Source organism: Acrocarpospora macrocephala (assembly GCF_009687865.1).
GTDB lineage: Bacteria > Actinomycetota > Actinomycetes > Streptosporangiales > Streptosporangiaceae > Acrocarpospora > Acrocarpospora macrocephala.
This window is the reverse complement of sequence record NZ_BLAE01000011.1, coordinates 91,938-110,434: the sequence shown is the minus strand read 5'-3', so window position 1 is coordinate 110,434 and position 18,497 is coordinate 91,938. Positions and strand designations below refer to the sequence as shown.

Here is an 18,497-nt window from a genome sequence, read left to right as displayed (position 1 = left end):
CCTTATCGCGGCTTTGTCATCGTAGAGGAGTACCGGCGGACAGCCGGGGGCTTCTGTAAGGGGATGGCACACACATGAACGCTGACGAGCCGCGCGAGCAGACTCCGGGTTCTCCGGCGAACGCTGCGCACGAGACCGGAACCCCGGACGACCCGGGAGCTACCGGGCAGACCGAGGTCCTGAACACGCAGGGGTGGAGCCAGTTCGGGGACCGTCCTCCGGCGACCGGGGAGTTCCGCTCCGGCAATACCGCCACCTTCGCGGTCCCGCCCCCGCCCCCACCCGCAGGGGCCGCGGCCAAACCATCCGGAAGCGGGATCAAGAAGGGCGCCGCGGTCCTCGCACTCGCCGCCATGGCACTGGGCGGCGGGGTCGCGGGGGCCCTCGTCACCAACGCCATCTCCGGCCCGCAGACCGTGATCTCCAGCCCCGTGGTCAACTCCGGTTCGTCCACCGGGACCACGATCGCCGACGTCGCCCGCCGGGTGCAGCCCTCGGTCGTGATGATCACCGTCACCTCGCAGACGGGCGGCGGCGAGGGATCCGGCGTCATCCTCTCCGACGACGGGCTCATCCTCACCAACAACCACGTCGTCACGGGCGCGGGCGACAACGCCCAGCTCAGCGTCAAGTTCAGCGACGGCCGCACCGCGCAGGCGACCCTGGTCGGCACCGACCCGACCACCGACATCGCGGTCATCCGCGCCCAGGACGTGTCCGGCCTGACCAAGGCCTCCCTCGGCGACAGCGACCGCCTCCAGGTCGGCGACTCGGTGCTGGCGATCGGCAGCCCGCTCGGCCTGGAAGGCTCGGTCACCGCGGGCATCATCAGCGCCCTCGACCGTACGGTCACCTCCGGTGGCGGCCAGCCCGAGCAGCAGATGCCGCCCGGATGGGGCCAGCTCCAGCCCTCCCAGGAAGAGCCGACCACCATCGGCGGCATGATCCAGACCGACGCCGCGATCAACCCCGGCAACTCGGGCGGCGCCCTGGTCAACGCCGCCGGCCAGGTCATCGGCGTCAACACCGCGATCGCCACCTCGGGCGGCAACGGCAACATCGGCGTCGGCTTCGCGATCCCGATCACCACCGCCAAGCAGGTCGCCGAACAACTGATCAACACCGGCAAGGCCGTCCACGTCTACCTGGGCGTCAGCGTCAGCGACGCCACCGGCGACACCCCCGGCGCCCTCGTCGGCCCCGTCACCCCCGACAGCCCCGCCGCCAAGGCCGGCCTCCAGCAGGGCGACATCATCACCAAGATCGACGACACCCCCATCGACGCCGGCGAAACCGTGGTCGGCATCATCCGCGGCCACCAGCCCGGCGACAAGATCACCCTCACCTACATCCGCAACGGCCAGCCCACCACGGTCACCATCTCCCTAGAGGAAAAAACCGCCACCAACTAACCCAGCCCAGATCGGCCGCGCCACTCGGGAGGCGCGGCCGATCCGCGTTCCGCATTCGGCTGCCGTGACGTACATACACAACAAACTCATGAAGAACCACCACATGCCCTCCGCGAGCCGGTAGACGACCTGGCCGCTGACCGGCTGCCCGCTGACCCAGACGCGGGTTTCGAGGTCGGCTATGCAGCTGGACGCCGCGGTGGATGAGACGCCGCTGATGAACGCCGCCGTGTTGGCGGTGATGTTGGTGGCGTCAGACAGCAGAACCAGCAGAATGAGGCGCATCGCCCTGGTCGAACTGATCCCGTCGACGGTCACCGCGTAGCGGTTGATGCCGGATTTGTTGATCGTGAACGGGCTCCCGGTTTGGCCGCCGCCCGACGGGGAGCGGCGAGCAGCTGCGCGAGCTCGTCGGCCCCGCTCCGGTAGTGGGCGGCCTCCCGTTCCGCAGCACGTGAACCGCCGTCGCTGCCCTCCAGGCGCGCGTCGGCCTGATTAGCCCGGCTCTCCAGGTGGCCACCAGCATCACCAGCTTGCTCGTGAACGCCACTTCCCGGACGGTCGGTGCAGCCAGAGTGCAGGTGGGCCCACCCGCCACCTGAAATCTGGACTACTGGGCGCAAATCATTCACACGGCCAAACTAACAGGGATCGAACATGCATTCGATCCCTGTTGTTACGAGTGCTCCAGCTTGATCGTGTCCAGTACACGCTTGCCTGCGCCCGAACCCGGGTCGGCGGTTACACCGGCTGGGCCTGCGCCTGGCCCGCGGGATCGGTGAGGTACGCCTCATTCCGCTCTTCACGGGCGATGGCCCGAAGAAACCGGCCGGTGAGCTTACGCGTGATCGCCGCTGGTGTGCTCGTAAGCTCGGCCCAGGTCACCTGGACGCCTTTGGTGTAGGTGTCGCCGTCATACGTGCCGAGCGTGTCGAATCGGGACATGCTGCCCGTGGGCATCGCAGACAGTCCGTCCAGACCGTTGGCACCCACGGCCAGAGCCCAGTTGCCGTAGAAGCCGGCCCGCTCCGACACCGCGGTCAGCAGGGCCAGGAATCGGCGCGTGTAGCTCACCATGACGGCGTCCAGGATCGCCTGCTGACCGCTGCCGTCGAGGCGGTCGGACAGCCGGCTGTAGTAGAGGCGCATCCCGCCGTCCTCATGGAAGCGCAGTTCTAGAACCTCTTCCCAGGTGGACAGCTTCTGGTCGGGGCTTCCGGTGAATATGCGGCCCTCGCCGAGATTGCGGGAGGAGAGTGCGATGCCCTCACGCCGACGGTATCCGCCGTTGGCGTAGGAGAAGGCCGGGTCGTAGTCGGGCACCTGCGGATAGGCGGCGCCGCGGACCAACTCGGCGATGTCCAGACGCCAGCCGGGCCCATTGATCAGACCGTCCAGCATGTCGTCGCGGCCGCCGACCGGCTGGGCTACGACGAACAGGTGGGCCTGATGACGCAGCTCCGCCGGGATCGGATCTTCGGCCATCTCCTGGGCGAGTAGTCCGAGCGCGTCCTGTTCGACATTCCGTCGCAGCTGGTGGAGTCGGGCAACCTCAGGATCGGACAGGTAGTGCTTCGTCTTGTCGCCCCGCCCCCAGTAGCGGCCCTCCACCATGTGCGGGGCTCCCGGGCTGACGGGAATGTGGATCACAAGGTACCCCTGGGTGGGGTCAGCCTCCGACGGGATCAGCTCCGTGAGAACGGCGAGGGACGGAGTAGGAACAGAGCGGGCGATCTGCTCGAACTTCTCGCCCAGCCCCTTGAGCGGCTGCGGAGCGAGGTCGAACGTGCCCGCGTCCTTATCCTCGCTCACCCCGATGATCAGCATGCCGCCGTCGATGGCGAACGACGCCATGTCCCGCGCCGACTCCTTGTTGTTGCTGTTGGGCTGCTCCTTGAAGTCAAGGAAATGGCCCTCCCCCAGAAGACGGCCATCGACGGCGGCCTTCAGCTCCGCTTCAGACTTCGGCGTCCAGCGGGTGTTTGAGTCCTTCATGAACCGCATCATCCCGCAGCCGTAGGTGGCATGCTGAGGCAAGGCGTGCAAGACCGAGGCGACGGCGGGGAAGCTCCGCAGGGGCTACTGCTCGAAGTGCTGGTCGGGAGGCGCGGCGAGCGGGTCAGGCGGCATCAGTTGACGGGCTCGATCATGCAATGGCCAATTCGGCTCAGGCCAGCCACACCTCGCCGCCGTGGTGGTCGTGACCGTGCTCGCAGTCCATGGTTCGGTGTGTACAGATACCCCACCATGCCCAGCCGAAGTGCTCCTGGGCAGGCGGTAGCGGCGCCACTCCCAGCAGTCTGCGCACTCCCCGGGCGGCGGCTCGATGGCGGTACCGTCTCGATCGGCTATCCGGCCATACCAGCGCCATTGCGAGCCACTGCGCGGACAGGGCGGAATGCCGGTCCACTTGGTGGCGGGCATCGGCGGGTCGGTCGGGCCGCAGGATGTGCACCAGTGGCGGGCGACATCCTTTGCGCCTTCGGGAAGGTCGGCGGCGAGCGTCTGCGGGATGGCCCGCAGAGGTCACAGGCGGCGCAGAGGTCCAGCCAGCGCGGCCCGTTCTTGGTGTGTGCATAGGCCAGTAGCCACGACCACGTGCAGTGTCGCTTCGTAATCAACTCGCCGGTCCAGGTGTATCCGGCGTCCTGGATGCGAACATGCATTCGACCCCTGTTGCGCCCAAGGGAGGGGTATGGAGCCCTTCTCGCCGTCGGCGTACCAGGCGTCGACTTCTGCGGCATGGAGGAGCAGGATTTCGTGGAACTTCCGCAGCAGTTGGCGTGCGCCGTGATTGCAGAGGCCTAGACACGCGCCGGGTGGTGAAATGTGCTGGTCATCGGACATGACGGCCTCCCCAAGGACGTACATTTGGGACAGCCGTGAAGCATGGTGCGGATGAGGTTTGGGGCGGTCTCGGGGTTGGCGCCCGGGCCGCCTCACCTCTTTGTGGATCATCCTATGTGTCGGTAGGGGTGTGACTGTATGAGCGCGAACACTTTCCCCACTCCCTTTTCGTCGAAGTAACTGCAAGGACAAACACATACAAGAAGCCAACAATCGACCAACCGGGGGCCTCGTGACGTCATTGCGGCTTGTCCCCAGCCTGTAGGTGACGGTCGCTATGGTTCTGCCCGTACCTCACGCACGACGAAGGGCTCGGACCGTTGACGCGGTCCGAGCCCCTCCAGAGGTACAGCCGTCAGGCCCCGTCCGGGACCCGAGCCGCTAAGTACCCGTTCATCCAGCGCCAGAGTACTGCGGATTCGAAAGCCCGGCCCGCGAAGCCCGGCGGCCAAGTGCGAGTCACGAAGGTTCAACTCGTCGGAGGTCCGCATGGCACAACTCGAGCTCAACTGCACACTGTCACTCCCCGAATCCTGGGGTCGCCACCTGCGCGTCATCGTGATCACGATCATCATCGTGGTTGGTGCAGTGCTGGGCGTCGACGCTTCGATGCTCCCGGTGTGAGCGTGACTCCGGGCCGCCCCCTTCCCGGTGCGGCCCGGAGGTTCAACCACGCGGCTTCCCGAAGGTCGCCCTGAGGTAGGGCTCAACCATCCGCAATTCCCCCACAAAACGCGCACCCTCGTACATTCCATGTACGAGCTGACGAATCCTCCGGGCCTCCTCTACCTGCTGGTCGTGCGCAGTCATCACGTACGGCGAGAGGTCATGCCACTGCCGTCGACGCCGAGGAATTCGACGAGGGCACCGAGTTCAAGAAGCTTCAGGTGGTCCCGCCCAACGACTTGTCTGCTTCAGGAGAACGCCGGTCTCCTCGGCCGCCTGGTCCTGTGGCGGGTGCGGCGGGGAACGAGCCGTCGCCGCCGAGCTCGACGAGGCCGCCCTTCGACGCGGTCATCCAGCCCGCCCCTTGGCAGCCGTCGGGGAACTTTAGCTGGCATGGCACGAGCGGGAACCTGTACGAGAAGTTCGCATTGTGCGCCAGGGCGGTCCAGGGCTGGTCTGAGACCCGACGCGTACAGCGCTTTCAACCGCTCCTGGTCCACGTCGATCACGCCGAGTTCGAGCAGCTGCAGCAGCGCCTCCCGGAGCTCGCCCGTGGCCGCCTGGCTCGGCGGCATCGCGGCACGGGCCTCCGGGCTGTTGGCCCACATCGTGGTGGCGAAGGCCCACACGGACCAGCTGGTCGACCGGCCCGCCGGTACTCTCGTCCACCACGACCCGCGGGAAGGGCGGCTCGCTCGGCGTCCACTGGATGTACGGGAGGGGCGGTTTCCTGCCGGCCAGCGCGTCCAGATCACCCGGGCCGTCCAGCAACCAGCTGCAGTCGCGGTACATGCCGAGGTGGGTCTCCGTCCACCCGGTCGTCTCGCCGTCCAGGTCGACACCTTCCAAGCGTGCCATGAGCGACCCATCGCAGTCGGGGTCGTAGCCTTCACGCGGAAGACGCGTGCGATGTAGGAGCCGACCGGGACCGGCTCGACAGGGTCGCGGCGTGGCGTCACCATGCCCAGCCCGGGCACGTCCTCCAGGCGGAAGTTCTCCTGCTGCGGAGCAATTTCGGGGATGCTGTGGATACTCATCGCGGTGTCGCCTCGCTTTCGGAGTTGGGGTTGGTGTCGGGCCAGCCGCGCACAACGGCAACGGCCAGGGCTCCGTTGCTGGAGACGTCGTCGCTCGGCCAGTCAGGGTCGATGCATGCCTCTTCCACGGCCTGAGCGATTCGCTCGCGCGCCTCGGTGAGCAGCGCGGCGGCGAGGATGCGGACCGCGTCGGGGTGCCAGGGGATGCCGTTGGCCAGCACCCTCAGGTATACGGCATCCAGCAGGTCGGCCGGGAAGTCCTTCGGGTCGATGTCGTCAGCGTGCTCGCTCATGAGGTGCCGCCTCGGGGTGACAGGCCGAGCAGCGTGTGCGCCTTGCGGTGCTCGTCCGGCCCGCCCGGAAGGCGTTCTTGCCTTTTCCCGATGTCTGGGTTCCCCAAGGAGGTCCCCGCTAGGCTTCACGCGACAGAAGTGAGCGGTGATACAGGGGCGGCCAGAGTGCAGGAGATCGAGGTCAAGTATCGGCTGTTTGATCTGCCTGGCCTGGAGCGTGCCCTGGTAGAGCGTGGGCTGGTTCTTTCTGCCCCGATATTTCAGGACGATCAGGCGTACGCGCATCCTGACTGGGCGTATGGCCAGTCCAAGATCGGTGTGCCGTTCGCCCGTCTCCGTACCCAGGACGGTCGGCATCTGTTCACGGTGAAGACGCCCCTGGCCAACGAACTGGCCTGCCTGGAACATGAATCCGAGGTGGCCGACCGCGACCAAATGCACCAGGCGATCCTCCAGATGGGATTCCAGCCGACCGTCCGCATCGTGAAGACGCGCCGGACCGCGCACGTGGCCGGGATGGCGCTGTGCGTCGACGAGGTCGAGCACGCGGGACAGTTCCTGGAGATCGAGAAAGTCCTCGACACGAACGAGTCCGGAACCGCCGCACAGGAGCACCTGGACACCTTCGCCCGCTCGTTCGGGGTGGCGTTGGAGCGCACCACCGACACCTACGATTCGCTGGTGCGAGCGGCCCTGGCACCGGCTTAGAACAGCGCGATTTTCCCCGACTCGGCCATCTCGCCCGTGTCCAGGATGGTGGCATCGATATGCAGTGTCAGGGTTTGGGCCGCGTGGTCGGTCAAGGACTGTTCGCGTGTTTCGTGTAGGTAGGCGCAGGAGCCGATGCGGTCGGCCAGGGCCTTGCCTACGTGGAGGTAGTCATAGCGGTAGCCATCTCCGGTCCGGCCGATCCAGCTGTAGGGCTGGGAGCCGGGCCAGCAGTGATCGTGGGCGTCGGCCAGCCCGTGCTCCTGGAGGGCTTCCAGGAATGCGAACTCGAACGGCAGGAAGCCCGGGTGAAGGGGCCGGTGGGTGCGGGTGATCACGTTGTAGTCGCCGCCGAGCACAAGATTGTCACGGTAGTCAGCGGGTAGTCCGGCGAGAGCGTCCACCACAGAGCGGATGAATATCTGCTTGCGTTCGGTCTTGGCTTGGCTGCGATCCCTGGATGGCACATAGAGCGCGACGACATAGGTGGCGGGCTGGGTGTCCAGGAGCGCGGCGGCGACTCGGCCGGGGATGGACACCTCGCGCAGTGGCCACGCCTGGTCTACAACTGGCACTTGGCTGACCAGCGCGGCGCCCCGGTCCCCGACATCGGGAGTGTTGATCACCGCCCATCCAGCCTGCCGAAACCGGTCGAGCAGGTAGGTGGTGCCGGTGCCCGCGCTGGTCTCGGTCAGCAGGAAAACCTGCTCAGGCCGGGAAGCGAGCCAGCCCAGCATGCGCTCAGCGCGGTCACGAGCTGCCGCGCCGATGTTAACCGTGAGCACGGAGAACATGATTCGCCCTTTCAGGTGGCCAGCAAGTCGAGCTGGTTGATCATTATGGTGACGACACCGTCAGGGTCTAGATCGCGGCAGTCGACGCGGAACTGGTGCCACCCGCGCTGTCCGAGAAAGCGGAACGCCGCGTCGTACAGTTCCAGTTCTCGCTCCGGTGTCCCGACGCGTTCCAGACGTGACTGGATTCGGCGTTCATTCAATCGGGTCTGAATGGTCTGCGGGTCGTGTTGGAGGTAGAACGACAGGTCCGGTGGCCGGGCGAAGGCGTTGTAGCGCCATATCTCGGCCGGCCCCAGCCCATCGAGCCGCTGGAGCACCAGGGAGGACTGGACATAGCGATCACTGATCACATGCTGGCCGGTTCCCAATGCGGGCAGGATCTCGGCATCGAGGTGCGCGGCCCGGTCAGCCGCGATCGCCAGGGCCAGCGCCCGCCCGGCCAACCCCGATTCACTGGAGCGCGCGAGCCGCCCCAGCGGGCTGTCGGACGGTTCGGTGGTCAGATGGACGGACGCTCCCCGTTCGGCAAGCCGTTTGGCCAGCAGCGCCGCCGATGTTGATTTGCCCACCCCGTTCGGGCCTTCCACGGCGATGAACAGTGGGGACGTCATGCCGATCGCCGTTGGATCTGCAGCAGCGGTCGGCCGTCAGTCACGGGGCACTGTTCGGCGTCAACGTCCCCGATCGCCATGCCCCGCGAGATCACCGCGGCGGGGCAGCCCTTGCCGCAGGAACTGTTGAGGGAGCACGACCGGCAGGTGGCGTTGGTACCCATCTGGAGTATCCCGGCCAGGTCGTAGTCATCCAGCGGCCCGGTGACCTCGCCGTCCAGTATGTTGCCCACCAGGAAGTCGTCGTCGGAGTAGCGCGATTGAGGGGTGCGAGCGGCGAAGACCAAGTAGGGGCATACCGCTGTGGCACCGTCAGCGAAGACGTACACGAGTTTGCCCGCGTCGCATCCGGCGAGGGGAAGGTCATCGTTGGGGAAACGGATGTGGACCAGGTTCACGCCGCGTTCCCGGAACTGCTCGGTGGTCTCGCGGATGGCCCGCATCTTGTCATCGGCCGCGGCCATCCGGCCCTTACTCATGACCCCTCGGCCCATCGATGAGAGCGGGTTCATCAGCACGTAGGTGGCGCCCACCTCGACGGCGAACTCGCACAGCGCCGCGAACTCCTCGACGTCAGTGAGTACATTCGGGGTGGACAGCAGCCCTTGCAGCAGTCCTGCTCCGGCGAACTTGCGGACGGTCGCCACAGTGAGATCGAAAGAGGCGACGTCGCCCCGGAACTTGCCGTGGCTCTGCGGCCGGAAACCGTCCAGGCTCACGTTAATGTGAATGTCGCCCATGGCCGCCAGTTCGATGATCTGCTCATCAGAGGTGCGGGTGGCGTTGGTGCAGATCCCTACCGGTATTCCGAGGGAGGTGAGGTGGCGGCAGATATCCATGATGCTGGGATGTACGAACGGCTCGCCGCCGGTCAGGGTGATCCGCTCGACTCGGGCACGCTGCAGTCTGGGGATGACCTTCTCGACCAGATCGGTGTAGGAGATGTCGCGGCCCTTTTTGACGGAAGACACGAAGCAATGCGCGCAGTGAAGATTGCAGCGCTCACTGATCTGTATGAGGGCCTTGCGGCCCTCGCCGCCGACGGATGTCCTGAAATAGCATGAGTTGGCCGAGGTTTCGACGATCAGGGACTTTCGCACGATCAACCTCCCAGAGGAATCGGATCGGTGATCTCAGCGAACTTCGAAGGCCCCGTCCGAGGCGGGCAGAAGAGCTCCGATGCCAATAGGTCAGCATTCATCTCGGCCGCGGATGAGGTCTCGTGCGGGGGCATAGCCGAAACTTGGCGAGTACGGCCGTGTCGGTGACGATCCATCCCTGGATCAGATAGGTGTCGCGCTCAGTTGAGTAGAGGGTCGGCGAGCCGTCATCTTTGGTGTCCTTGCCGAGAAACGTCAGCCGCATGACCATCCTCTTCGCCGAAGTGTGGGTGGAGCGTGCGCTTCAGACCTTCCGTCGTCTCCCACTCGGACGTCAAGGGGACTTCCTCGCCGTAGGAGTTCGGTCGGTGCGCTGGAAGGTACGACCGCCCGAGGAGACCGTTGCTTCGGCCTATTCTGCAGACGTCCACCTGGGTGACCAGGGAGAGCTCGGTCCAGCCGCTGAACTCGGTGACGCGGCCGTAACGCACGCATGATCCGCAGCGTGAAGGCACTTGATCCCGACATCTCAGCCCATCGGTGTCCTAAAACGGAAACAGCGTCATATTTGACACTTCGTACTGAAGCTCGCAGGAAGAAATAGCGGTGCCTGCCGTGGCAGGCGGTGCTTATTCTTCGCCGAGTCGTGGAAGTGGTGGCGATAAGCTGCCTCCGAAGGGAGCGGGGGAGCCACTTCTGGGTATGCCCTTGGCTATGAGGCATCTGCTGTCCTGGAGCGTGTGCACCACAAGTGCCGACTGCATAGGGGTGGCGTGGCAGCCTTACGGACGCTGCCTGCGCCATCTGGACGCCGATGAGCTGGGGGAGTGCCTCCGGGGTCTGTTCCCCGGGCAGGCGGTTGACCTGCGCGGCACCGTGATCACCGGCGAGTTACTCGCCCGGATCCTGGCCGCCACCCGCCACACCATCGGCCGGGCCAGATTCGACCAGGCCAGGTTCCTGTCCGCGGTCCGCTTCGGTGACGCCACGTTCACCGGCGACGCCTCCTTCGACGGCGCCCGCTTCGACGGCCTCGCCTCGTTCTTCGGCACCAGCTTCGGCGGCAACGCCAGCTTCCACCGGGTCCGCTTCGCCCGTGAATTCTCCCTGTACGGCTCCCGCGTGCGCGGCCACCTCTCGCTGGACGAGGCCGTGCTCACCAGCGACGCCCTGTTCGGCGAGGCGTGTCTGGGCTCGGCGTCGTTCCGCACGGCCGAGTTCCACGGGTTCGCGTCCTTCGACCGGACCCGTTTCCATGGGGACGCCACCTTCCGGGGCGCGCGCTTCTGGCGGGCGGTGTCGTTCCGGCGGACCGGGTTCGACGGTTCGTCCGGGTTCGAGTCGGTGCGGTTCGTCGGGAAGGCGTTCCTGGCGCCGTCGGCGGTGGCCAGGAGGCTGGTGCTGACCGAGGCGCGGGCGCAGGGAGCGGTGGAGATCGACGCGAGCGGCTGTCCGGTGGTGCTGGACGGGGCCCGGGTGCTGGGGCGGCTGGTGGTCCGGCTCGGTGACGCGGACCTGGATCTGCGCGGCCTGGTCAGCCGGGGGACGTCCAGCGTGACCCGGCGCGGCGGGGAGATCCGGGTGGTGTCGGTGGACCGGCTGGACGCCGAGGAGCTGACCATCGACGGCGCCGACCTGAGCGGCTGCCACCTGCCGGGGGTGGTCGGGCCCGAGCGGCTGCGGCTGCGGGACTGCGTGTTCGCGAGCACGCCGCGCGGCGGCCACCAGCTGCGGCTCAGCTGGCCGCCCCGCTGGCCCTTTCGTCGCGAGAACCGCGAGAAGAAGACGCCGCGGTTACGCATGGTCAAGGTCACCTGGTTCGCGCTGGTGGCCGTGGTGACGGTGGCCGCGCTGGTGCTGTCGGCCACGCCGCAGCCGAGCTCGCGCCGCCCGATCGGGCACCGGCCCACCGTGCCGCCGGTCGCCACCCAGCACGACGGGCTGCACGGCTGAGCATGAGGGTTCCCCGAGGCCGGGGTCAGGGTTCACCCTGATGCCGCCCGGCCGCGGGAACGCGTAGCCTGTCAGGCGACCATGGAGACTTTAACCGCCACAGAGACCGTCGAGGGGTATGTCGCCCGGCTGGGCCGTACCCTGCACGGGCCTGGGCGGTTGAAGCGGGACATGCTCGCGGAGGCGCGCGACGGCCTGCTCGACGCCGCCGAGGCCTACCAGGCCGGCGGGCTCGACCGGGAGCGCGCCGAGCGGCTCGCGGTCGAGGAGTTCGGGCCGATCGACGTGATCGCGCCCGGCTACCAGGAGGAGCTCACCGCCGGTCAGGGCCGCAGGACGGCGGCGGTGCTGTTCATCACCGTGCCGCTCACCGCGCTCATGTGGTCGCTGATCTGGCACGTCTTCCCGGCGGCCGAGACGGCGGCCAAGCCCGGCTGGTTCGGCGGGGTCGCGGTCACCGTCGACTACCTGCAGTTCGGCACCGGGATCCTGAGCGGCCTCGTCCTGTACGGCTTGCGCCGCGGCCGCCGCCCACGCGTGCTGACCCGCTCGCTCGGGCTGCTCGTGATCGGGCAGATGCCGGTGATGGCCGTGCTGTGCGGAGGGCTGATCTGGGGTTCGCAGCACGCGGTGAACATGGCGGCGTACCCGCCTGGAACGGTGGCGACCTTACTCAGCGTGGCGCTGTGGGGGTGGCAGCTGTGGGGCGCGGCGCGCTGCCTCAGTGTCAGCTCGAAGGTCAGCTCGAAGGTTCACGCGAGGGGTTGAGCACGCTGCCGATCACGCTGGTGAAGGAGGTCCAGGCGGATCTCTCACCCGCCAGTTCGGCGCGGCCCGCGCCGGTCAGGCGGTAGGTGCGGCGTCTGCGGCCGCCGACGGTGGCCCACTCGCTGGCCAGGTAGCCCGCGCGCTCCAACCGGCGCAGGGCGGGATAGATCGTTCCGGTGGGCAGGTCGAGCACGCCGCCGCTGCGGTCACGCAGCGCCTCGATGATCGCGTAGCCGTGCTGCGGCTCGTGTTCGAGCACCGAGAGGAGCAGGGCGTCCAGATGCCCGCGGAGCGCGTCGGCGTTCACGCCTTTACCTTATCCGGATTTCTCATGTAGGCAGTCTACATGTAGGCTCCCTATATGTAGTCACACATAAGGAGCCTCATGGACGTTCTTGACCTGGCCCGGCTGCAGTTCGCCGTGACAGGAAGCCTGCACTTCCTGTTCGTGGCGCTGACACTCGGCCTGGCCCCCCTTGTCGCGATCATGAACACCCGCTACGTGCGCACCGGCAACCCCGAACACGAGCGGATGACCCGGTTCTGGGGTCAGATCTATGTCACCAACTACGCGCTCGGCATCGTCACCGGCCTGGTGATGGAGTTCCAGTTCGGGATGAGCTGGAGCGGGCTCTCGCATTACGCGGGCGACGTGTTCGGCGCGCCGCTGGCCATCGAGACGCTGGTCGCGTTCTTCCTTGAGTCGACCTTCCTGGGCCTGTGGATCTTCGGGTGGCACCGGCTGCCGAAACGGCTCCATCTGGCCTGCATCTGGCTGGTGACGCTGACCGCGTACGCGTCGGCGTTCTGGATCATGGTGGCCAACTCCTTCCTGCAGAACCCCGCCGGGGCGACCGTTCAGGGCGACCGGCTGGCGCTCACCGACTTCGGGGCGCTGCTCGGCAATCCGACGCTGGTGATGGCGCTGCCCCACGTGCTCTCCGCCGGGCTGCTGACCGCGGGGTGCGTGGTGATGGGGGCGAGCGCGTACCAGCTGTTCCGGCGGACCGCGGAACGGGCGTTCTTCACGACCTCGCTGCGGATCGGCGTGGTGACGGCCTTCGTGGGCGGGTTCCTCACGGTCGGCTTCGGATACGCCCAGTTCGGGTTCGTCGAGACGGCTCAGCCGGACAAATGGTCCGCGAACACGCTCGCCGGAATCGGGCTCGGCAGCATGCAGACGATCGGCGAGACGCTGCAGCTGATCACCTTCCTGCTGCTGGCGTGCGTCAAGTGGCTGCCGCGCTGGCGGTGGGCCCAGCCGGTGCTGATGCTGCTCACGCCGCTGCCGTTCATCGCCCTGGTGCTCGGCTGGATCGCCCGCGAGGAAGGCCGCCAGCCCTGGCTCATCTACGGCAAGCTCACCGTCGCCGACGCGCTCACCCCCGGGCTGACCGCGGGGCAGATCATGCTGTCGTTCCTCGCCTTCGTCGGGGTGCTCGGCATGCTGGCCGTCGTCGACTACCTGCTGATCGCCCGCCTGATCCGGCGCGGTCCCGCGCTGATCGCGCTGGGCGAGCAGCCCGTCCTGACTTTGTCAGCTTCTCGGCTATGAACGACCGAGCTCGCAGCTCCTCGCCGTCGATGGTTTCGACAGTTCAGGCCGCGTACGGCAGCGTGACTCACTGCCCGGCATGGCAGGCCATGCCGCGTATCGCGGTGCCGATAACAGATCGTGGAGCCGTTCCCCGGCAAGCCGGGTGCGTTCAATCCCGTCACCGCATCACCAACAGTAACAGCGCAACCACAAATAGGGAAGCCATTCCTCTCGGGCGCGAACGCCCTAGGTTCCTGGCTAGATCGCGTTGAAAGGAGCTGTCGTGGAGATCCTCTGGTTCGGGATTCTCGCCGTCCTGCTGGCCGGCTACTTCGCCCTGGAGGGCTTCGACATCGGGGTCGGGCTGCTGCTGCCCTTCACCGGGGAGCGCGATCGGGCGGTGGGGGCGATCGCGCCGTTCGTGCTGGCCAACGAGGTGTGGCTGGTCGCGCTCGCGGGCGTGCTGTTCGGGGCCTTCCCGGTGCTGGAAGGGGAGGTGCTGAGCGGGCTCTACCCGGTGGTGGTGGGGTTGCTGGTGTCGTGGGTCGTACGGGACGCGGGGTTGTGGTTCCGGCGCAGGCTGGACGGGAGCGGCTGGCGGTCGTTCTGGACGGGGGCGGTCGCGGCGGGGTCGCTGGGGCTGGCGCTGTCCTGGGGTGGTGTGATCGCGGGGATCACCGGGGCGCCCGCGCTGCTGGGTGTGGCGTACGGGGTGGTGGTCGCGCTGGTGTTCGCGTTCCACGGGTGGACGTTCCTGGCCTGGCGGCTGCCCGGGGAGGCGGTGGCGCAGGGCGCGAGCCGTACCGGCCGGGGGCTGGCGCTGTCGGCGGCCGTGGCCGTCGCGCCGGTCGTGGCGCCGCTGGCGGTCCTGGCCTCTGACGTGCTCGGTGAGGCCGCCCCGTCGGCGACACTGTCGGTGCTGAGCCTTATGGTGTTGCCAGTTGTTCCCCTCATGGTTGGCGCGCAGATCTGGGTCTGGCGCGTGTTCCGCAGGGGTGCCGTTCCGACGTTCTTCTAACCTCGGGGGGATCGTGCACCGGGATCTGATGCGGGTGCTGCCGCGGCGGCACCTGGCGGTCTGCCTGGGCGCCGCGATCGTGGCCGGGCTGCTGGTGCTGGTGCAGGCCGAACTGCTGGCCGGGGTGCTGTCCGGGCGGTTCGCGGTGGGCGCGCTGCTGCCGCTGGCGCTGGTGATCGGGCTGCGCGGGGCGCTCGGCTGGGCGCAGGGCGTCGCGGCCGGGCGCACCGCGAGCGGGGTGAAGTCGTTGCTGCGGCATCGGCTGCTGTCCCGGTTCCAGGACATGAGCCCGGCCGAGCATCGCTCGGGTGAGCTGGTGACGCTGACCGGGCGGGGTCTGGACGCGCTCGATCCCTATCTGACGGGATATCTGCCGTCGGTGGCGGTGGCCGCGGTGGTGCCGGTGGCGGTGCTGATCCGGCTCTTCGTGGCGGATCTGGCGACGGCGATCATCGTGCTGCTGACGCTGCCGCTGATTCCGATCTTCGGGGCGCTGGTCGGGATGACCACCAAGGCGGTGACCGAGCGGCAGTGGCGGGCGCTGGCGCGGCTGGGCGGCCATTTCCTCGACGTGGTGCGCGGGCTGCCGACGCTGCGCGCGTTCGGGCGGGCGCGCTACCAGGCGTCGGTGATCCGCGACGTGGCCGATCAGCACCGGTCGGCGACCATGCGCACGCTGCGGGTGGCGTTCCTGTCGTCGCTGGTGCTGGAACTGGTCGCGTCGTTGTCACTGGCGCTGGTGGCGGTGCCGGTGGGGTTGCGGCTGCTGTCGGGGTCGCTGGATCTGAGCACGGCGCTGCTGGTGCTGCTGCTGGCGCCGGAGGCGTATCTGCCGTTGCGGGCGATGGGGACCAGGTTCCACGCCGCGATGGAGGGGGTGACGGCCGCCGATCAGGCGTTCGCGCTGCTGGGCGAGGAACGTGCGGGGGAGTCCGGGCGGCTGACGGCCCCCGAGGGGGTGCCGGAGATCCGGCTGGAGTCGGTGACCGTGCGGTATCCCGGGCGGGAGGACGCGGCGCTGACCGATGTGTCCCTGGTGATCGAGGCGGGGGAGCGGGTCGCGCTGGTGGGTCCGAGCGGAGCGGGCAAGAGCACGCTGCTCCACCTGCTGCTCGGTTTCGTCACCCCCTCGTCCGGCCGGGTGCTGGTCGGCGGCGTCGACCTGGCCGACCTGGACCTGGACGCCTGGCGTCGCCGCCTCGCCTTCGTGCCACAGCGCCCCCACCTGTTCGCCACCTCGGTCGCCGACAACATCCGGCTCGGCTCGGCCGCCTCCTCCGACGAGATCCGTACGGCGTCCGCCGCCGCGCAGGCCGCCGAGTTCGTCGAATCCCTGCCGGAGGGCTACGACACGGTTCTCGGCGAACGCGGCGCCAACCTGTCGGCCGGGCAACGCCAGCGCGTCGCCCTGGCCCGCGCCTTCTGCCGCCCCGACGCCGAGGTCCTCCTCCTGGACGAACCCACCGCCCGCCTCGACGGCCGAAGCGAATCCGCCGTCCTCGACTCCACCCGCCACCTCGCCGAAGGCCGCACCGCCGTAATCGTGGCCCACCGCCCCGCCATGATCGACCTCGCCGACCGCGTGATCCGCATAACCGACGGCGCGATCACCGAAGACCACGCACGCCCCGTAGGAGGCCTACGGTGACCAGCGCATCCCCGTCCAGCCGGACTGCGGACAATCTGACGGGTTCTCCCGTTCCTGGGAGGTCTGCGTTGATTACCGTATCCCCGGCCAGCCGGATTGCGGGTAATCCGGCTGGCGCTCCCCTTCCTGGGAGGTCTGTGTTGATCACCGCGCCCTCGGCCAGCCGGGTTGCGGGCGATCCGGCTGGCGCTCCCCTTCCTGGGAGGCGTGCGGTGATCACCGCATCCCCGGCCAGAGTGCGGACGGTCCTCTTTCTGGGGGGATTCCGATGAGCGGGTTGATTCCGAGTGGGCTGAATCGGCGGCTGGTCGTCGCCGCGTTGGCCGGGTCGGCGGCCGATCTGGCTGGGCTTGGGTTGATTGCCTCCGCCGCGTGGCTGATCACCAGGGCCGCTGAGCAGCCGCCGTTGGCCGCGCTTTCTGTGGCGATCGTCGGGGTGCGCGCGTTCGCGACCAGCCGGGGCGTTTTCCGTTACGCGGAGCGGCTTGCCGGGCATGACGTCGCGTTGCGTGCTCAGGCGGCGACCCGGGAGCGGCTCTATGAGGCGTTGATCCCGTCCGGTCCGCTCAGCCATCGTGGCGCGGATCTGCTCAGCCGCATGGTGGATGACACCGACGCGGTCCAGGATCTGCTGGTGCGGTGCCTGCTGCCCGCCATCGCCGCTCTCGTCACCGGAGCGGCGGCCGTGGTGATCGCGCTCTTCCTGCTGCCCGCGGCGGCCTTCGCGCTGCTGGCCGGTCTCGTGATCGCCGGAGTTCTGCTGCCGCTCGGCACGGCCGCCGCCTCCCGCCGCTGGTCGGCCCGGCTGGCTCCGGCCCGCGCCGACCTGGCCGCCCGCGTCGCCGATCTGGTGCACGGGTCCGCCGACCTCGCCGCGTACGGCGCGAAGGGGGAGGCACTGGCCGCGGGGATGTCGGCGGACGACCGTCTCGCGGCCCTCGAACGCGGCCAGTCCCGGGTGAGTGCCACCGCGCTGCTGACCGGGGTCCTCACCCAGGGCCTCACCGTCGTCGCCATCGTCTGGATCTGCCAGGCCACCGGGACGGGCTCGGTGGCGACGGCCGTCCTGGCCCTGATGTCCCTGGTCGCCTTCGAACCCGTACTTCCCCTGGCCGCGGCCGGAGAGCGCCTCACCGGAGTCCTCGCCGCCCTGCGCCGTCTCACCGATCTTCGCTCCCTCCCGGCGGCCGTGACCGAACCTGCCGTCCCCGCTGCCACCCCGTCGGGTCCGCTCACCATCGGGGTCTCCAACCTGGTGGTGCGGCACGGCCAAGCCCGGCCCGCTCTCAACGGGGTGAGCCTCACCCTCACTCCCGGGCGCCGAGTCGCCATCGTGGGCCCGAGCGGTGCCGGAAAGAGCACCCTGCTCTCCGCCCTGATGCGCACCGTCGACTACGAATCCGGAAATATCACCATCAACGAGGTCGAGGCGAGGGACCTCCCCTCCGAAACCGTCCGCCACCTCATGACCGGTCTCACCCAGGACCCCTACGTCTTCCAGGCGTCCTTCAAGGACAACCTCCGCCTGGCCGGCCCCGAAGCCTCAGACGAGGAGCTCGCCCACGCCGTCCAGGCCGCCCACCTGGACACCTGGGCCGACCGCACCGGCTGGGACACCTCTCTGGGCGAGGACGGCCGCACCCTCTCCGGCGGCCAACTCCAACGCCTCGCCCTGGCCCGGGCCGTCCTCTACAACCCGCCCATCCTCCTCCTCGACGAACCCGCCGAAGCCCTGGACGAACAGACCGCCGCCGCCCTGATGGCCGACCTCCTGGACGCCACCCACGGCCGCACCACCCTCCTCATCACCCACCGCCTGCGCGGCCTGGAAGCGGTAGACGAAATCCTCGTCCTCGAAGACGGCCAGATCACCCAACGCGGCACCCACGCCGACCTCACCACAACCGACGGCTACTACCGCACCCTCTGGCAATCCGAAGCCATGCTCCACACCTGACGCGGACCACTGTGCGTATCTGAACCGGCGGGTCTGGCCACCGATGGGCGTTCCCGGCCACCACCGGGAGCGCCCATCGCCCCTTAGCCGAGCTGGGTGATTCGCGGTGGTTTGAGGGTGGACAGGATTTCATCGCTGCAGGAGC

18 protein-coding genes are annotated in these 18,497 nt (G+C 68.2%); 9 read left to right on the top strand and 9 right to left on the bottom strand.

The annotated features are described in order from the left end of the window. Positions 1-74 precede the first annotated feature (74 nt). Complete coding sequence (locus Amac_RS10795; RefSeq protein WP_155354194.1) at positions 75-1,412, top strand: S1C family serine protease; 1,338 nt, start codon at positions 75-77, stop codon at positions 1,410-1,412. Here Amac_RS10795 and Amac_RS10790 read toward each other — a convergent pair. Both Amac_RS10790 and Amac_RS10785 read right to left on the bottom strand, forming a co-directional pair. Then, positions 1,386-1,730: a hypothetical protein gene (locus tag Amac_RS10790; protein ID WP_155354193.1), complete on the bottom strand. Its 345-nt coding sequence runs from the start codon at positions 1,728-1,730 to the stop codon at positions 1,386-1,388. The genes Amac_RS10795 and Amac_RS10790 overlap by 27 nt on opposite strands. A gap of 423 nt (positions 1,731-2,153) precedes the next feature. Next, on the bottom strand, positions 2,154-3,407 hold the full coding sequence (locus Amac_RS10785; protein WP_155354192.1) for an AlbA family DNA-binding domain-containing protein: 1,254 nt from the start codon (positions 3,405-3,407) through the stop codon (positions 2,154-2,156). A gap of 1,341 nt (positions 3,408-4,748) precedes the next feature. On the opposite strand from Amac_RS10785, the gene Amac_RS57245 reads away from it, so the two are divergent. Continuing rightward, positions 4,749-4,883, top strand: a complete 135-nt coding sequence (locus tag Amac_RS57245; protein WP_281356266.1) for a hypothetical protein — start codon at positions 4,749-4,751, stop codon at positions 4,881-4,883. Positions 4,884-5,142: 259 nt separating this feature from the next. Here Amac_RS57245 and Amac_RS57240 read toward each other — a convergent pair whose 3' ends face one another. Both Amac_RS57240 and Amac_RS10780 read right to left on the bottom strand, forming a co-directional pair. After that, positions 5,143-5,277 carry a hypothetical protein gene (locus Amac_RS57240; protein ID WP_281356265.1) on the bottom strand — a complete coding sequence of 45 codons (135 nt, stop codon included), beginning with the start codon at positions 5,275-5,277 and terminating at the stop codon, positions 5,143-5,145. 681 nt (positions 5,278-5,958) lie between these two features. Next, a complete protein-coding gene (locus Amac_RS10780; RefSeq protein ID WP_155354191.1) occupies positions 5,959-6,255 on the bottom strand; it encodes a hypothetical protein in 297 nt (98 codons plus the stop codon). 138 nt (positions 6,256-6,393) lie between these two features. Between Amac_RS10780 and cyaB the strand changes: the two genes are divergently transcribed. Next, positions 6,394-6,963, top strand: a complete 570-nt coding sequence (gene cyaB, locus Amac_RS10775) for a class IV adenylate cyclase (protein ID WP_246268240.1) — start codon at positions 6,394-6,396, stop codon at positions 6,961-6,963. Here cyaB and Amac_RS10770 read toward each other — a convergent pair. The 4 genes from Amac_RS10770 to Amac_RS10755 form a co-directional block, all read right to left on the bottom strand. Next, positions 6,960-7,748: a hypothetical protein gene (locus tag Amac_RS10770; protein ID WP_155354190.1), complete on the bottom strand. Its 789-nt coding sequence runs from the start codon at positions 7,746-7,748 to the stop codon at positions 6,960-6,962. The two genes, cyaB and Amac_RS10770, sit on opposite strands and share 4 nt — an antisense overlap. Positions 7,749-7,768: 20 nt before the next feature. Next, entirely contained in the window at positions 7,769-8,371 is a 603-nt protein-coding gene (tmk, locus tag Amac_RS10765) for a dTMP kinase (RefSeq protein ID WP_155354189.1), read from the bottom strand. After that, complete coding sequence (locus Amac_RS10760) at positions 8,368-9,471, bottom strand: radical SAM protein (protein ID WP_155354188.1); 1,104 nt, start codon at positions 9,469-9,471, stop codon at positions 8,368-8,370. The genes tmk and Amac_RS10760 overlap by 4 nt, the downstream gene beginning before the upstream one ends. Before the next feature lie 97 nt (positions 9,472-9,568). Then, entirely contained in the window at positions 9,569-9,736 is a 168-nt protein-coding gene (locus Amac_RS10755) for a hypothetical protein (protein WP_155354187.1), read from the bottom strand. A gap of 449 nt (positions 9,737-10,185) precedes the next feature. On the opposite strand from Amac_RS10755, the gene Amac_RS10750 reads away from it, so the two are divergent. Together Amac_RS10750 and Amac_RS10745 are read left to right on the top strand one after the other, a co-directional pair. After that, a complete protein-coding gene (locus Amac_RS10750; protein WP_170322429.1) occupies positions 10,186-11,424 on the top strand; it encodes a pentapeptide repeat-containing protein in 1,239 nt (412 codons plus the stop codon). A gap of 81 nt (positions 11,425-11,505) precedes the next feature. After that, positions 11,506-12,192 (top strand): permease prefix domain 1-containing protein, encoded by a 687-nt coding sequence (locus tag Amac_RS10745; RefSeq protein WP_155354185.1) that lies wholly within the window; start codon positions 11,506-11,508, stop codon positions 12,190-12,192. Here Amac_RS10745 and Amac_RS10740 read toward each other — a convergent pair. Then, a complete protein-coding gene (locus tag Amac_RS10740) occupies positions 12,164-12,499 on the bottom strand; it encodes a PadR family transcriptional regulator (RefSeq protein ID WP_155354184.1) in 336 nt (111 codons plus the stop codon). The genes Amac_RS10745 and Amac_RS10740 overlap by 29 nt on opposite strands. A gap of 78 nt (positions 12,500-12,577) precedes the next feature. Here Amac_RS10740 and Amac_RS10735 point away from each other — a divergent pair, with 78 nt between their 5' ends. The 4 genes from Amac_RS10735 (at position 12,578) to cydC (ending at position 18,352) form a co-directional block, all read left to right on the top strand. Further along, complete coding sequence (locus Amac_RS10735) at positions 12,578-13,747, top strand: cytochrome ubiquinol oxidase subunit I (RefSeq protein ID WP_155354183.1); 1,170 nt, start codon at positions 12,578-12,580, stop codon at positions 13,745-13,747. A 265-nt stretch (positions 13,748-14,012) separates the two neighbouring features. Continuing rightward, complete coding sequence (locus Amac_RS10730; RefSeq protein WP_155354182.1) at positions 14,013-14,747, top strand: cytochrome d ubiquinol oxidase subunit II; 735 nt, start codon at positions 14,013-14,015, stop codon at positions 14,745-14,747. Between the two features lie 13 nt (positions 14,748-14,760). Beyond that, a complete protein-coding gene (gene cydD, locus Amac_RS10725) occupies positions 14,761-16,395 on the top strand; it encodes a thiol reductant ABC exporter subunit CydD (protein WP_218041006.1) in 1,635 nt (544 codons plus the stop codon). 268 nt (positions 16,396-16,663) lie between these two features. Next, entirely contained in the window at positions 16,664-18,352 is a 1,689-nt protein-coding gene (gene cydC, locus Amac_RS10720) for a thiol reductant ABC exporter subunit CydC (protein ID WP_246268239.1), read from the top strand. The last annotated feature ends 145 nt before the right edge of the window (positions 18,353-18,497 follow it).

Bases quoted from the DNA above. Each gene is read 5' to 3' on its own strand.
- Amac_RS10795 (WP_155354194.1), top strand. From the start codon at position 75: ATGAACGCTGACGAGCCGCGCGAGCAGACTCCGGGTTCTCCGGCGAAC.
- Amac_RS10755 (WP_155354187.1), bottom strand. From the start codon at position 9,736: ATGCGGCTGACGTTTCTCGGCAAGGACACCAAAGATGACGGCTCGCCG.
- Amac_RS10735 (WP_155354183.1), top strand. From the start codon at position 12,578: ATGGACGTTCTTGACCTGGCCCGGCTGCAGTTCGCCGTGACAGGAAGC.
- Amac_RS57240 (WP_281356265.1), bottom strand. From the start codon at position 5,277: ATGACCGCGTCGAAGGGCGGCCTCGTCGAGCTCGGCGGCGACGGCTCG.
- Amac_RS57245 (WP_281356266.1), top strand. From the start codon at position 4,749: ATGGCACAACTCGAGCTCAACTGCACACTGTCACTCCCCGAATCCTGG.
- tmk (WP_155354189.1), bottom strand. From the start codon at position 8,371: ATGACGTCCCCACTGTTCATCGCCGTGGAAGGCCCGAACGGGGTGGGC.
- Amac_RS10745 (WP_155354185.1), top strand. From the start codon at position 11,506: ATGGAGACTTTAACCGCCACAGAGACCGTCGAGGGGTATGTCGCCCGG.
- cydC (WP_246268239.1), top strand. From the start codon at position 16,664: ATGAGCGGGTTGATTCCGAGTGGGCTGAATCGGCGGCTGGTCGTCGCC.
- Amac_RS10780 (WP_155354191.1), bottom strand. From the start codon at position 6,255: ATGAGCGAGCACGCTGACGACATCGACCCGAAGGACTTCCCGGCCGAC.
- Amac_RS10785 (WP_155354192.1), bottom strand. From the start codon at position 3,407: ATGAAGGACTCAAACACCCGCTGGACGCCGAAGTCTGAAGCGGAGCTG.
- Amac_RS10750 (WP_170322429.1), top strand. From the start codon at position 10,186: ATGAGGCATCTGCTGTCCTGGAGCGTGTGCACCACAAGTGCCGACTGC.